Origin of the sequence: Curtobacterium sp. 179-B 9B NHS (assembly GCF_045370965.1) — a bacterium.
GTDB lineage: Bacteria > Actinomycetota > Actinomycetes > Actinomycetales > Microbacteriaceae > Curtobacterium.
The window spans coordinates 114,539-127,217 of the sequence record NZ_JBIQDQ010000010.1 but is presented as its reverse complement, the minus strand read 5'-3'; the positions used below and the strand labels follow the sequence as shown (position 1 = coordinate 127,217).

The following is a 12,679-nucleotide window of genomic DNA, read 5'->3' as shown; positions in this document are numbered from 1 at the left end:
CCGGAAGCTAAGCCTCTCAGCGCCGATGGTACTGCAAGGGGGACCTTGTGGGAGAGTAGGACGCCGCCGGACTCAACTTCAGCAACACCAGGAAACCCCTGACCGTGACCGGTCAGGGGTTTCCTGCGTTACCGGGCCGACCCGCATCGAGGCTGATGCTGTCGCGTGTTTGCCGGCTTCTCGAGTCGTGTCGGCCAGGATGATCGTGTGGGGGACTGGTGATCATGATGATCCGCGGGGAGCCGACACTGCCGTGGCCGGACGTGCGGTGGGACCGTCTGGCGATCGTCGGCAACCTCGTGTTCGAGGTTCCGGACGACTGGACGGCGATCGCAGGGCCGGGTGCGGTCGAGCTCGCACGTGCCGGGTCCACCATGACCCTGCGCCACGTCCATGCGCGTGGTGCCGACCCTGCTGCGGGGTTCGCAGCCGTGGCAGCGGATGACCACGAGGCGCTGCTCATCGAAGGCGCTCCGGAGCGGTTGGCCGTTCTGCGGAGCACGGGAACGATCTTCGACGTCCGGTACGGCAGTGTCGGGTCGACAGCAGTGCGCATCGCGTCACGCGGGCCGATCGACGAGTGGCCGCTGGCGGTGCAGGTCATCGACGACGTGCTGCGGTCGCGATGGTCGACCGCCTCGGTTGAGCGATCAGCAGCGATCCCGCCGGCAGACCGCGTCGGCGGCGCGGGCTCCACGAGCGGCAGCGCTGCGTCGGAGGGGCGTGATCGTGCGGCGGCGCTGCTCACGGTCCGTGGGCCGGACGGATTGTTCGAGCACCTCGTGCAGGTGGAGGACCGCGGGGTCGTCCCCGGACGGGTCCGACGGTCGGAGGTGGGTACGGCTGCTCGCGCTGCCGGTCTCACAGGACGCTTCGGCGCGCTGACGTCCGCCGGTGCCGCGCTCCTGCGTCCGGCGCACGGCCCGGAGGACCTGCTCGTCGTCGAGTCCCGGACGCGCGACGTCGTGACGAGGCGATGGCGCGCATGGCTCAGCAAGGGTTCGGCACTCGTCGTCGAGGACGGCGACGGGCACAGCGCGATGGACGTGATCCCGCACGGGCTGCTCAGCCGGGAGCTCCTCGCGTGGTTCGGCGTCGATCCGAGCTGGGTGATCGAGGACCAGGAGCCGGCGACGGTCCCGCTCGCCGCCCTGGACGATCGTGACGGTCCGTGCCCGAGCGAGGTCAGCTGGATGCAGGCTGCCTGGCCCGTCCGCGACTGGCACACCGTCCGCGGGTGGGGCGAGCGCCGGCAGTTCGCAGTGCTGTCGATCGTGGTGCCGGGCATCGGTGTCTTCGACCGGGAGATCGACGGCGACACGGTCACCATGCGGCCGTCCTCGCCGGCGGCGTTCGCGCGGGACGTCGTCCGGTTCCTGACGGTCGAACGGCCGGACCCGGCCTGAGCGCAGGCGTCTGCCGCTCCTCAGGGCAGCAGTCCGAGCTCCATGGCGCGGGTGACCGCTCGGGTGCGGTCGTTCACGCCGAGCTTCTCGAACACGTGCCCGAGGTGCGTCTTCACCGTGGTCTCGCTGACGAAGAGCGTGCGCCCGATGGCGGGGTTCGAGTTCCCCTGCGCCACGAGCTGGAGCACCTCGAGCTCGCGCGGGCTCAGCGCCGGCCCGACCGGGGCCCTGGCGGTGGTCCGGCGCACGAGCGCTGCAGCTGCGGAGGGCGCGAGTGCGGTCTCGCCCCGGGCGGTTGCGCGGAGGCCCGCGAGGATCTCGGACTCGGGCGCCGCCTTGAGCAGGTAGCCCGAGGCGCCGGCCTCGATCGCCGCCAGGATCTGATCGTCGGACTCGTACGTGGTCAGGATGAGCACGCGGATGCCCGGCTCGCGCGCGAGGATGCGCGCCGTTGCCGCGTCCCCGGTGCATCCGGGCATCCGGAGGTCCATCAGCACGACGTCGGGACGCTCCGCCAGGACGGTCGCGACGGCTCCGTCACCATCGCTGGCCTGCCCGACGACCTCGACGTCGTCGGCGTCCTGCAGCAGGGCGACGATGCCCGCGCGGACGATCGGGTGGTCGTCCGCCACCACGACCCGGATCACCGCGTCGCTCCGGGGACGGAGGACTGCTCCGGTGCGGCCGGGAGGCTCGGTTCGGCTCCGGCCGGGACCGACGCTTCGATCGCGGTGCCGGTCCCCGGTGTCGACGTCACGACGCAGGTCCCGCCCGCCAGGGCGAGTCGGTCGCGCAGCCCGCGCAGGCCGTGCCCGACGGTCGGTGCAGCGGCGTCGAAGCCGACGCCGTCGTCCTCGACACGCAGGACGACGCACCGGCCGTCCACGTGCAGTGCGACGCGCGCCGAGGTGGCCCGAGCGTGTGCGCGGACGTTCGCCAGTGCCTCCTGTCCGACGCGGAGCAGGACCACCTGCGCGTCCCGGTCGAGCGGGCAGTCCGGGGCGTCGACCATGACGGGGATCCCCGTCTCGCGGGTGAAGCGTTCGCCGAGCCGGTGCAGCGCAGCACCCAGGCCGTCGCTGGCGACCCCCGCGGCGCCGGCCGCGACCAGGATCCGCGACTCCTCGAGCGCGGTCCGGGCGGACTCCTCGAGCACGGCGAGGCGCTCGTCGAGCCGGTCGGACCGGGCGGCGGCGAGGTCGGCGCGTGCCCGCTCGGTGAGCATGACGATGCCGGCGAGGTCCTGCGCCACGGTGTCGTGGATCTCGCGGGCCAGGCGTTCCCGTTCGCTCGTGACCCCGGCAGCGCGGTTCGCCTCGGCGAGGGACTGCTGCGTCGCCTCGAGCTGCTCGATGAGCCTGCGGCGCTCGTCGGACAACCGGGCGATCCGGGAGATCCAGAGCCCGAGCGCGCAAGCGCCGAGGACGCTGATCGCTTCGATGATGATCGTGCCGGCGAGGGCGTCCAGGCCGGATGCGATCTGCAGGCCGACGCCCGACGCGATGCCGATGGCGACCGAGACCCAGACGGCGGTGCGGATGCGCTCGACCTGGCACCATGCCACGGGGAACAGGACGGACTGGATGAACGCGGTGCTCGGTACGACCGCGGGCAGCGCGAGGGCGACGACCACGAGCAACGGCACGAAGGCTGCTGCGGCGCGGGGCTCGTCGTACCCACGCCAGCCGTACGTCACGTACGCCAGGGCGAGCAACCCGAGGGCGACGAAGGCCGGCCAGCGTGACGGCCAGGGCGACCAGTCGGTCGCTGCGATCACCGACACGAGCGCGACGGCGACTGCCACCGCGACGTGCAGTCCCCAGTTGCGGTGCCTGGTGATCCGGTCCATGCCGACAGCATCCCATCGAGTGCGGCCGGTGCGGGCGTTCTCCACAGACACGATCAGGAGTCCCGCCGGTTCCACCGGAACGTCAGCAGGCACGCGATGGTGCCGACGACCAGCCATGCTGCCAGGACGAGGGCTCCGAGTCCGAGGTGCCACGCGCCTCCCGGCTCGGCGGACGCGAACGCGTCCGGCAGGAAGACCGAGCGCATCCCCGATGCCATCCAGCGCAGCGGGAAGACGCTCGCGACGGTCTGCAGCCAGTCGGGCAGCTGGGTGAAGGGGAGGTACACACCGGAGATGAACTGCAGGACCAGGACGATCGGGACGACGGTGGCGGTGGCGCGGCGGCCCTCACGGGGGAGCGCCGAGATCGCGATGCCGAGGACGCTCGCCGTCGCGACGCCCAGGAGCATGATGCCGGCGAACCGCGCCCACGCACCGCCGTCGGTCGGCAGGTCGACGCCGAAGACGACGCCCGCGACGACGAGGAGCAGCGCGGTCTGCACGATCGAGGTCGCGAGGACCATGCCGATCTTGCCGACGAAGTAGCTCACGACCGGCAGCGGGGTGCCGCCCAGGCGCTTGAGCGTCCCGTCGCTGCGCTCGCCGGCGATGTCGACGCCGAGTGCCTGTGTGCCGGAGAGCAGGAAGCCCGTGGCGACGAGTCCGGGCAGGTAGTAGGTGGCGTAGTCGACGCTGACGCCCGGCCCCGCCTGGATGTCGTCGGCGCTGCTGAAGGCCACCGAGAACAACGCGAGCATGACGATCGGGAAGAGGAAGGTGAAGAAGACCGAGTCCGGTGCGCGGAAGTACGACCGGAGCTCGTACGCGATGCGGTGGACGCCGAGGCGGATGCTGACTGCGGGGTTCATGCTGCGTGCTCCGAGATCATGGTGAGGTAGACGTCCTCGAGCGAGGGTCGGACGACCTCGAGCGCGTGCATCGGGGTCGTGGCGCTCCGGACCAGTGCCGTCGGGTCGGTCGTCCGGCGCTCGTGCCGCGCGCCGGTGTCGTCCTGCCACCGGACGATCGGTGTGCGCGCGTCCTGCCCGCCGATCGCGTCGATGGGTGCGACGTCGAGCAGTCGTCCGCCGGCGAGCACAGCCGCCCGGTCCGCGAGGTGCGCGGCCTCGTCGAGGTAGTGGGTGGTGAGCAGGACGGTGGTGCCCTCGGCGCTGACGCTCCGGATCAGCTGCCAGAACTGCCGGCGGGCCTCGGGGTCGAAGCCGGTGGTCGGCTCGTCGAGGAACAGGACCTCGGGTCGGCCGATGATCCCGAGGGCGACGTCGACGCGGCGGCGCTGCCCTCCGGAGAGGCGGCTGATGCGGGTGTTGCGCTGGGCCTCGAGTCCGGTGGCGGCGAGGAGTTCGTCCACAGGGCGGCTGCGCGGGTACATGTGACGGAAGTGCTGCAGCTCCTCGGCGACGGTGACGTTCGGGGACTCGCCGCTGGTCTGCAGGACGATGCCGACGCGGGCGTTGTGGCTGCGACTGGCGTGCGCGGGGTCGTGCCCGAGGACCCGGACCTCGCCGCCGGTGCGGGATCGGAAGCCATCGAGGATCTCGACCGTGGTGGACTTGCCGGCACCGTTCGGGCCGAGCAGGGCGAAGGTCTCGCCGGGGTCGATCGTGAAGGAGACGTCGTCGACGGCGGTCTTGCCGCCGGGGTACTGCTTCGTGAGGTGCTCGACCGTGACGGCCGGTGTGGTGGACATGCGTCCAGCCTGGCGGGCGGACGGGCTCCGGCGGATCGGAGGGGCGGGCGGAGGTACCTCCTCCGATCGGAGGATGGCGCCACCGACTCGATCGAGTTGCGATTCATTCGCGTCGCTTGCTGTCGATACGCTCAGCCCCATGACGCAATCCAATGAGATCGAGAACAGCAACTCGACCTTCTCGCAGATCCTCAACGCTGCCGCCCGACTGCCCGGGGTGCGGATCGAGCGCGAAACGTACCTGCGAAAGGCGCTTCGCAAACACTGCACGCCCGCGCAGATTCGGATGGCCATCGACGAGAGTCCTGCGGCGGCCGGGATCCCGATCGCGATCATCTTGGAAGCGGCCAACACGTCCATCTCCTACGAGACGAGCAAGGTCACCGGAGTGTCTGCGCTGGCGGGGCTACCCGGCGGAATCGCCATGATCGGCACGGTTCCTGCGGACATGGCTCAGTACGTCGGTCACATGCTTCGTATAGCGCAGAAGCTCGCTTACATCTACAGCTGGCCGGACCTCTTCGACGAGCGCGAGGAAGTCGACGAAGCAACCGAGAGCATCCTGACGCTCTTCGTGGGCGTGATGCTCGGCGTGCAGATCGCTCAGGGCGGTGTGACGAAGGCCGCCGCGATGATGGCGGCTCAAGTGGTCAAGAAGTTGCCGCAACAGGCGTTGACCAAGGGAATCATCTATCCGGTCGTCAAGAAGGTTGCCGGCATCCTGGGCGTTCAGATGACAAAAAAGCTCTTCGCGAGCGGAGTAGCGAAGGCAATTCCGCTCATCGGAGCGGTCCTGTCCGGCGGCCTGACGCTATCGACGTTCCTGCCGATGGCCAAGAAGCTGCAGAAGCATCTCGCAGGCCTTGAACTGGCCAAGCCCTCAGTTGCCGCGAAGGACGACCCGGCGACTTGACGACGCTCCCGTCCGGCACCGTGGTCAGCTCCCGAGCGCTGCCCGCAAGTACGGCGCCGTGCGGCTCGTGGCGGACGCCGCGACCTCGCGCGGTGTCCCGGATGCCACGACCTGGCCGCCCTCGTCGCCGCCGGCCGGACCCATGTCGACGACGTGGTCCGCCTGCGCGACGACCGTCATCACGTGCTCGACCACGACGACGGTGTTCCCTGCGTCGGTGAGCCGCTGGAGCTGCGCGGTGAGGAGTTCGACGTCCGCCGGGTGCAGGCCCGTGGTCGGCTCGTCGAGCAGGTAGAGCGTGTGACCGGTCCGTGCGCGTTGGAGTTCGGTGGCGAGCTTGATGCGCTGGGCCTCGCCGCCGGACAGCTCCGGCGCGGGCTGCCCGAGTCGGAGGTAGCCGAGGCCGACGCTGCGCAGGGCATCCAGCGCGCGGGCGGCGGCGGGCAGGTCGGCGAGGGCGTCCGATGCCTCGTCGACGGTCATGCCGAGGACGTCCGCGACGGTCGAGCCGGCCCGGCGGACCTCGAGCGTCTCGGCGTTGTACCGGGCACCGTGGCACTCCGGGCACGGCGCCCAGCTGCCCGGAAGGAACAGGAGCTCGACGGAGACCGAGCCCTCGCCCTGGCAGACCTCGCAGCGGCCGCCCTCGACGTTGAACGAGAACCTCCCGGCGGTCCAGCCACGTTCCCGGGCGTCCTCGGTCGCGGCGAAGGCCTGCCGGACGGCATCGAACATGCCCGTGTACGTCGCGAGGTTCGAGCGGGGTGTGCGGCCGATCGGCTTCTGGTCGACCTCGACGACGCGGGACACGAGCGGGTGCTGCGTCGCGACCGACGGCAGCACGCCACCGACGAGCGACGACTTGCCCGAGCCGGAGACCCCGGTCACCGCGGTCAACACCCCGAGGGGCAGGTCGACGTCGAGCCCCTTCCCGTCCTGGCCGCGCAGGTTGTGCAGGGTGAGGCCACGGAGTTCGAGCGTGCCCACGGGTTCGCGCAGCTCGTGCTCGACGGGCGAGGTCCGGGGCTGCAGGTAGCGCCGGGTGACGCTCTCGGGGACGTCGGCCAGGCCCGCCGGCGGGCCGCTGTACAGCACCCGCCCGCCGCCCGGACCGGCCCCGGGGCCGACGTCCACGATCCAGTCTGCACGCCGGACGATGTCCATGTCGTGCTCCACCACGAAGACGCTGTTGCCGCTGGCGCGGAGGTCGTCGAGGACCTGCACGAGGGACTCCGCGTCCGCCGGGTGCAGCCCCGCGCTCGGTTCGTCCAGCACGTAGACCACGCCGAACAGCCCCGACCGGAGCTGCGTCGCGATCCGCAGGCGCTGCGTCTCACCGGGGGAGAGCGTCGGCGTCGCCCGGTCGAGCCCGAGGTACCCGAGGCCGAGTCCGACGAGCACCTCGACCCGACCGAGCAGGTCCGTGGCGATCGACTTCGCGACCTCGGACCGCTCCCCGGACGTCACACGGCTCTGCGCGGGCGACGGGTCCTTCAACTCGGCTGCGGGGCGCAGGACCTCGGCCACCTGTGCGAGCGGCAGTGCGTTGAACGCGGCGATCGACAGGCCGCCGAACGTCACCGCGAGGGCTGCCCGGGTCAGCCCGGAGCCGTGGCAGAGCTGGCACGGTCCGGACTCGACGAAGCGCAGGGCCTTGTTCCGCTGCGTCTCGCTCTGGGAGTCGGCGAGGGTGTGCAGCGTGTACTGCCGGGCGCTCCAGAACCGTCCCTTGTACGGCTTCGCCACCCGGTCGCGCTTCGGGTGGACCTCGACGACGGGCTGCTCCTCGGTGAAGAGCAGCCAGTCGCGGTCCTCCTGCGGGAGCTCCCGCCACGGACGCTCGATGTCGTAGCCGAGCACCGCCGTCACGTCGCGGAGGTTCTTGCCCTGCCACGCACCGGGCCAGGCGGTGATCGCGCCCTCGCGGATGGACAGCGACGGGTCGTGCACCGCCGAGGCCTCCGTCACCTCGTGCGCGGTACCGAGGCCGTGACAGCGCGGGCACGCCCCGGCGACGGTGTTCGGCGAGAACGAGTCGGAGTACAGCTGCTCGGCGCCCTCGGGGTAGGTGCCGGCGCGCGAGTAGAGCATGCGGACCGAGTTGCTCAGCGTCGTCAGGGTGCCGACGGTCGAGCGGGTGCTCGGGGCGCCGCGGCGCTGCTGCAGGGCGACCGCCGGGGGCAGACCCGTGATCTCGTCGACGTGCGGTGTCGAGCCCTGCGCGATGAGTCGTCGGGCGTACGGCGCGACGGACTCGAGGAAGCGACGCTGTGCCTCGGCGAAGACCGTGCCGAAGGCCAGGCTCGACTTGCCGGAGCCGGAGACACCCGTGAAGGCGACGATCCGGTCGCGGGGGATGTCGACGTCGACGTCCTGCAGGTTGTGTTCACGGGCGCCACGGACGCGGATGAACCCGTCGGACGACGACGGCTGGTCGGCAGGGTGGTGCGGGGCGGGCATTCGTTCGAGCGTAGGCGGATCGGACGAGCGCCGTTCCGGACCGCTCGTCCGCACCCCGGCGGGTGCTGCTCCGGACGCGACCGGGAGACGGACGGGAGACACGGGGCGGGCTGGCAGCGGGCCTCCCGGCCGGTGCGTGGGGACGGGAGGCGCGGGGCGGGCTGGTCACGTGCCTCCCGGCCGGTCGGTACGGTGTGGTCGTGGGGAACGGGGGATCGATGGTCGACGACGTCGCGTGGTCGCCGCCGAGGCGGCGGAACGGCATCTGGTGGATCGTGGCGAGCGGGCTGCTGCTGCCCGCGGGGTGGATCGCGTGGCTGCTCGTCGCGCTCGCCGGGTACAACGGCGCGGGGAACTCGACGCACACGCTCTCGAACCAGACGATCGGGAGCATCGTCGTCACGGTGGTGTGCGCCGGTGTGCCGCTGACCGGACTGGTCCTGCTGCTGGTGCAGCGTCAGCGCGACCGGTCGGTGACGCTGGTCGGGCCGATCGGGTGCGCGGTGTTCGTGGTCCTCGCGGCCGTGACGCTCGGGTACCCGACGACGCGGGTCGCGCAGAGCTGGGCGGCGGAGGAGGAGCAGCGGGCGCAGCCGCCGACCGCGACCGAGACGAGTCGGACGCCGGCGCAGGCCGAGCGGGACCTCGCGGCCGTGGGGGAGCGCGCGGTGCGGGCGATGGGCGGTGACCCGGAGACCGGCGACGTCGTGCAGTTCCCGCGCGGGTGCTCGCTGTCGAACCTCGAGCAGGGCACGGAGTACACGTGGCGGTGGTCGTTCCCCGCCGATGCGGACGCGGACGACGAGCCGCAGACCGAGGCGGAGCGCAAGGCCGACCTCCTGCCCCAGGACCAGGCCGAGGGGCGTCTGGCTCCGGTCCGCGAGGTCTTCCTCGACGCCGGGCTCCGTGACGCCGATCCGCTCGGGTGGGACATCAGGGTGGTCGGTGACGACTGGCTCGCGGAGGGGAACGCGGGCGTGACCCGGACCTCGGGTGACGTGATGATCGAGACGACCTGCCTGGCTGGAGGGCCCGGCGACGGGTACGACGAGGATGAGTGAGCGCGTGACGGCCGCGGCGCCGGGACGTCGAGCACCCGTCAGCGTGTGGGTCGCACTCGTGGTGGCCGCCGGGTGCACCGTGTACGAGCTGCTCGCGGGCGCCCTCGTCGAGTGGACCGGGCTCGGCTTCGTGCCGCTGCTGTTCGTGCCGCCGCTCTACCTGGCGGCGATCCTGCTGCTGATCTGGGTGGGGCAGCAGGGGATCCGGGTGGCGCGGACACTGGCGATCGTCGTGGGGATCGTGCTCGCGGTGTCGTTGCCGGTCGCGGTGGTCGTGGCGATGCGGACGTGGAACTGAGCGGTGGCGATCGGCTCGGGGTGGTCAGTCGTTCGCGACGGGTCGGCGGAGGGTCCCCAGCGCCCCCGCGGTCAGGAGGAAGCCGGCGAGACCTGCGGCGGTGAGGACGAGGGGCATCGTCACCGGCGGCGGCTGCACCACGGCGGCGAGGGGCAGACCGAGGAACCCGGCCACACCGGCCGCGAGCACACCGCAGACGAGGGCGGCGGGCAGGACACCGAGCGCGTCGTCGACGACCCGGGCGAGCGCGAACAGCGTCGCCGCGACCAGGACGCCGAGGACTGCTCCGACGGGGACACCGAGCACGGCGAGCAAGCCGAGGAACGACGAGTCCGGCGGCCACCAGTCGGTCGGGGTCACGATCGGCTCGTCGACGGTCGGGTCGGCGATCCAGGCCTCACCGATGATGCCGAACGGTTCGGCAGCGCCGATCAGCGCGCCGGCGAGCAGGACGACGGGCCACGGCCAGTGGCGGCGGTGTTCGTGCATGTGGTCCCCTCTGTGCTCGAGCTTGGCGGTGGAGTCTGGGAGCCCGGCCGGAGCGCCGATCCCTCGGTAGCGTGGAGGCGGGGCGCTCGACGAGCGAGGGTGACGCATGAACGACACAGGACAGCCGGCCGGCACCGAGGAGCCAGCCGGGACCGAGCGCTCGGACCACCCGTCGCGACGGGCGCCGAGCGGTGCGTGGATCGCGGGGAGCATCCTGGCGTTCGTGGTCGGGAGCCTCGTCATCGTGTACGCGATCGCGACGACGGCGGCGCCGACGGTCGAGCAGCGGGCCACCGTGCAGGGCCTCGCCGCGGCGTTCGTCACCGGTGGACTCATCGCGGTGCTCGTCCCGGCGACCGCGATCGTCTCCCTGGTGATCGCCGCGAAGCGAGGGCGGACCGGGGCCGCTGCCGGCATCGCCGTCTGCGGGGCGCTCGGCGCGGTCGCGATGCTGACGATGGTGCCCTTCGCACTGCTGTCCGTGGGCGAGGCGCAGGCTGACACAGCACGACGGGCGGCACCGCCGACCGCACTCGAGACCAGCCGGACGCCCGAGCAGGCGGAGGCCGGACTCGTCAAGCTGGGAGGACGGGTCGTCGACGCGCTCGGACACGAGGCACCGACCGACGACCAGGTCAGCGTCGACGTCCGACCGTGTCGGCTCGACAACTCCGACGACGGCGTCCTGGTCCACTACTCCTGGCGTGGTCCCGGCGCCGACGACCCGGCTGGGACGCCCGAGCAGACGAAGGCTGCCGTTGCACCGGCGGTCCGGTTCCTGAAGGCCGAGGGCTTCGCGGTCGGCACCCGGTTCGTGGGCGGGGGAGTCGTGATGCTCGACCGTGACCAGGGGGTCTCCGTCGACCTGTACAGCGCTGACCGCGTGGAACTCGGATCACCCTGCCTGGTCGACACGGGCGGCTGACCGTACCCGAGCGGTTGTTCGCTCCTGCAACGTCCGCTGAGTCCACGGACCCGGGGGCGGGTAGACCGGAGGACATGAAGGTCGTCGGAGTCGAAACATTCGGAGGGCCCGGAGCCCTCGCCGTCCACGAGGTCTCGGAGCCCCACGCCCGCTCCGGCACCGTCCGCATCAGGGTGCAGGCGTTCGCCGTGAACCCCACCGACACCGGTGTGCGCGCCGGCCAGCGTGACTCGTCGGAGTCCTCGCCGCCGTACGTGCCGGGGATGGACGCCGCCGGCGTCATCGACGAGGTCGGCGACGACGTCGAGGGCTGGCAGGTCGGGGACCAGGTGATGGCGATGGCCCTGCCGCTCTCCGAGCACGGCGGCGCCTACGTGGAGTACCTCGTCGCGCCGGTCGGGTCCTTCACGCGGATCCCGGCGGGGCTGTCGATCGAGGAAGCCGCGACCGTCCCGATGAACGGCCTGACCGCGCTGCAGATCCTCGCGCGCGCGGAGCTCTCGCAGGGCGACACACTCGCCGTGACCGGATCCGCGGGGCTGCTCGGCAACTACGTCGTGCAGCTCGCGGAGCAGCGGGGCATCACGGTCATCGCCGACGCAGCGCCGAAGGACGAGGACCTCGTGCGGTCCCTCGGGCCGGACCACATGGTGCGCCGCGGGGACGGCTTCGCCGCAGCCGTGCGCGGCATCGTGCCGGACGGCGTCGACGCGCTCGCCGATGCCGCGGTGCAGCGGGACGAGGTCGTCGACGCGGTGCGCGACGGCGGGTTCTTCGCGGACGTGCGGGGCTGGGAGGGCAACGGCGCTCGCGGGATCCGGTTCGAGCGGATCATGGTCTTCTCGGAGTACACGTCGTTCGACCTGCTCGAGGAGCTGCGGCAGGCGGTGGAGGACGGGGTGCTCGTGCCGCGGGTCGCCGAGGTGCTGCCCGTGTCGCGCGCTGCGGAGGCGCACGAACGGCTCGAGGCCGGCGGGACGCGGGGGCGGTTCGTGCTCACCTGGTGAGTACGGGTCGCGGTCGCGACCAGATGACGGACGGGAGGCGCGGTGCCAGCTGGCACCGCGCCTCCCGTCCGTTCTCCTCGCACCAGCTTGATATACCAAGCGTGACCCGCGGTGTTCCGGTTGCTACGGTGGCGCTCCTGACGGGAACCCGTCAGGAGTGGAGGAGGAGCAAGCGTGGGGAAGAAGTTGATCTCGATCGCAGCCGCCGCGGTCGTCGTGGCCGCCATCGGGCCGGTCGGAGCGACCGCGGCGGTGGCGGTGGCGTCGGACTCTCCGGCGTCGTCCGGACGGGTGGTCGGGGGAGGCGCGTCCGCTGACCGGGTCGGCGAGACCCGGAACGGGACGGCCTACCCGGAGGGCGGCACGTGGACCTACGGCGTGTGGGGCGGCGAGGTGCACTCGGTCTACCAGCACAACGGCTCTACGCACCGTGCATCGGTGAAGTCGCACGGCGTCGTGACCCGATCGGCGTGGCAGCCACCGACGAAGGTCGCGTACGCCCACCGGCCGAAGGCGGTTTCCGGGAACCAGGCGTTCTGGGCCCGCCGCGGATGAGGAAC

At 71.8% G+C, this 12,679-nt stretch carries 13 protein-coding genes; 7 read left to right on the top strand and 6 right to left on the bottom strand.

Annotation, left to right across the window (positions count from 1 at the left end; genetic code table 11):
* Positions 1-218 precede the first annotated feature (218 nt).
* On the top strand, positions 219-1,406 hold the full coding sequence (locus ACH0A8_RS10565) for a hypothetical protein (RefSeq protein ID WP_406907174.1): 1,188 nt from the start codon (positions 219-221) through the stop codon (positions 1,404-1,406).
* Positions 1,407-1,426: 20 nt separating this feature from the next.
* On the opposite strand, the gene ACH0A8_RS10560 is transcribed toward ACH0A8_RS10565, so the two are convergent.
* From ACH0A8_RS10560 to ACH0A8_RS10545, 4 genes are read right to left on the bottom strand one after another with little or no spacing between them, the layout of a single operon-like run.
* Positions 1,427-2,053, bottom strand: a complete 627-nt coding sequence (locus tag ACH0A8_RS10560) for a response regulator transcription factor (protein ID WP_251160195.1) — start codon at positions 2,051-2,053, stop codon at positions 1,427-1,429.
* Positions 2,050-3,255: a sensor histidine kinase gene (locus ACH0A8_RS10555; protein ID WP_406907173.1), complete on the bottom strand. Its 1,206-nt coding sequence runs from the start codon at positions 3,253-3,255 to the stop codon at positions 2,050-2,052. Before ACH0A8_RS10555 ends, ACH0A8_RS10560 begins: the two co-directional genes overlap by 4 nt.
* A gap of 53 nt (positions 3,256-3,308) precedes the next feature.
* Positions 3,309-4,124: an ABC transporter permease gene (locus ACH0A8_RS10550; protein ID WP_406907172.1), complete on the bottom strand. Its 816-nt coding sequence runs from the start codon at positions 4,122-4,124 to the stop codon at positions 3,309-3,311.
* On the bottom strand, positions 4,121-4,966 hold the full coding sequence (locus ACH0A8_RS10545; RefSeq protein WP_406907171.1) for an ABC transporter ATP-binding protein: 846 nt from the start codon (positions 4,964-4,966) through the stop codon (positions 4,121-4,123). Before ACH0A8_RS10545 ends, ACH0A8_RS10550 begins: the two co-directional genes overlap by 4 nt.
* A gap of 139 nt (positions 4,967-5,105) precedes the next feature.
* On the opposite strand from ACH0A8_RS10545, the gene ACH0A8_RS10540 reads away from it, so the two are divergent.
* Positions 5,106-5,879, top strand: a complete 774-nt coding sequence (locus ACH0A8_RS10540; protein ID WP_406907170.1) for a hypothetical protein — start codon at positions 5,106-5,108, stop codon at positions 5,877-5,879.
* A gap of 24 nt (positions 5,880-5,903) precedes the next feature.
* Here ACH0A8_RS10540 and ACH0A8_RS10535 read toward each other — a convergent pair whose 3' ends face one another.
* Positions 5,904-8,339: an ATP-binding cassette domain-containing protein gene (locus tag ACH0A8_RS10535; protein WP_406907169.1), complete on the bottom strand. Its 2,436-nt coding sequence runs from the start codon at positions 8,337-8,339 to the stop codon at positions 5,904-5,906.
* Positions 8,340-8,539: 200 nt separating this feature from the next.
* On the opposite strand from ACH0A8_RS10535, the gene ACH0A8_RS10530 reads away from it, so the two are divergent.
* Both ACH0A8_RS10530 and ACH0A8_RS10525 read left to right on the top strand, forming a co-directional pair.
* Complete coding sequence (locus tag ACH0A8_RS10530; RefSeq protein ID WP_406907168.1) at positions 8,540-9,400, top strand: hypothetical protein; 861 nt, start codon at positions 8,540-8,542, stop codon at positions 9,398-9,400.
* Positions 9,393-9,698 carry a hypothetical protein gene (locus ACH0A8_RS10525; RefSeq protein WP_406907167.1) on the top strand — a complete coding sequence of 102 codons (306 nt, stop codon included), beginning with the start codon at positions 9,393-9,395 and terminating at the stop codon, positions 9,696-9,698. The genes ACH0A8_RS10530 and ACH0A8_RS10525 overlap by 8 nt, the downstream gene beginning before the upstream one ends.
* A gap of 24 nt (positions 9,699-9,722) precedes the next feature.
* On the opposite strand, the gene ACH0A8_RS10520 is transcribed toward ACH0A8_RS10525, so the two are convergent.
* A complete protein-coding gene (locus tag ACH0A8_RS10520) occupies positions 9,723-10,187 on the bottom strand; it encodes a hypothetical protein (RefSeq protein ID WP_406907166.1) in 465 nt (154 codons plus the stop codon).
* 106 nt (positions 10,188-10,293) lie between these two features.
* Between ACH0A8_RS10520 and ACH0A8_RS10515 the strand changes: the two genes are divergently transcribed.
* The 3 genes from ACH0A8_RS10515 (at position 10,294) to ACH0A8_RS10505 (ending at position 12,674) form a co-directional block, all read left to right on the top strand.
* Positions 10,294-11,112, top strand: coding sequence for a hypothetical protein (locus tag ACH0A8_RS10515; RefSeq protein WP_406907165.1), 819 nt, complete (start codon positions 10,294-10,296; stop codon positions 11,110-11,112).
* 74 nt (positions 11,113-11,186) lie between these two features.
* Positions 11,187-12,119, top strand: coding sequence for an NADP-dependent oxidoreductase (locus ACH0A8_RS10510; protein ID WP_406907164.1), 933 nt, complete (start codon positions 11,187-11,189; stop codon positions 12,117-12,119).
* Between the two features lie 174 nt (positions 12,120-12,293).
* Entirely contained in the window at positions 12,294-12,674 is a 381-nt protein-coding gene (locus ACH0A8_RS10505) for a lactococcin 972 family bacteriocin (RefSeq protein WP_406907163.1), read from the top strand.
* Positions 12,675-12,679 lie beyond the last annotated feature (5 nt).

Bases quoted from the DNA above. Each gene is read 5' to 3' on its own strand.
- ACH0A8_RS10555 (WP_406907173.1), bottom strand. From the start codon at position 3,255: ATGGACCGGATCACCAGGCACCGCAACTGGGGACTGCACGTCGCGGTG.
- ACH0A8_RS10550 (WP_406907172.1), bottom strand. From the start codon at position 4,124: ATGAACCCCGCAGTCAGCATCCGCCTCGGCGTCCACCGCATCGCGTAC.
- ACH0A8_RS10545 (WP_406907171.1), bottom strand. From the start codon at position 4,966: ATGTCCACCACACCGGCCGTCACGGTCGAGCACCTCACGAAGCAGTAC.
- ACH0A8_RS10540 (WP_406907170.1), top strand. From the start codon at position 5,106: ATGACGCAATCCAATGAGATCGAGAACAGCAACTCGACCTTCTCGCAG.
- ACH0A8_RS10535 (WP_406907169.1), bottom strand. From the start codon at position 8,339: ATGCCCGCCCCGCACCACCCTGCCGACCAGCCGTCGTCGTCCGACGGG.
- ACH0A8_RS10525 (WP_406907167.1), top strand. From the start codon at position 9,393: ATGAGTGAGCGCGTGACGGCCGCGGCGCCGGGACGTCGAGCACCCGTC.
- ACH0A8_RS10520 (WP_406907166.1), bottom strand. From the start codon at position 10,187: ATGCACGAACACCGCCGCCACTGGCCGTGGCCCGTCGTCCTGCTCGCC.
- ACH0A8_RS10515 (WP_406907165.1), top strand. From the start codon at position 10,294: ATGAACGACACAGGACAGCCGGCCGGCACCGAGGAGCCAGCCGGGACC.
- ACH0A8_RS10510 (WP_406907164.1), top strand. From the start codon at position 11,187: ATGAAGGTCGTCGGAGTCGAAACATTCGGAGGGCCCGGAGCCCTCGCC.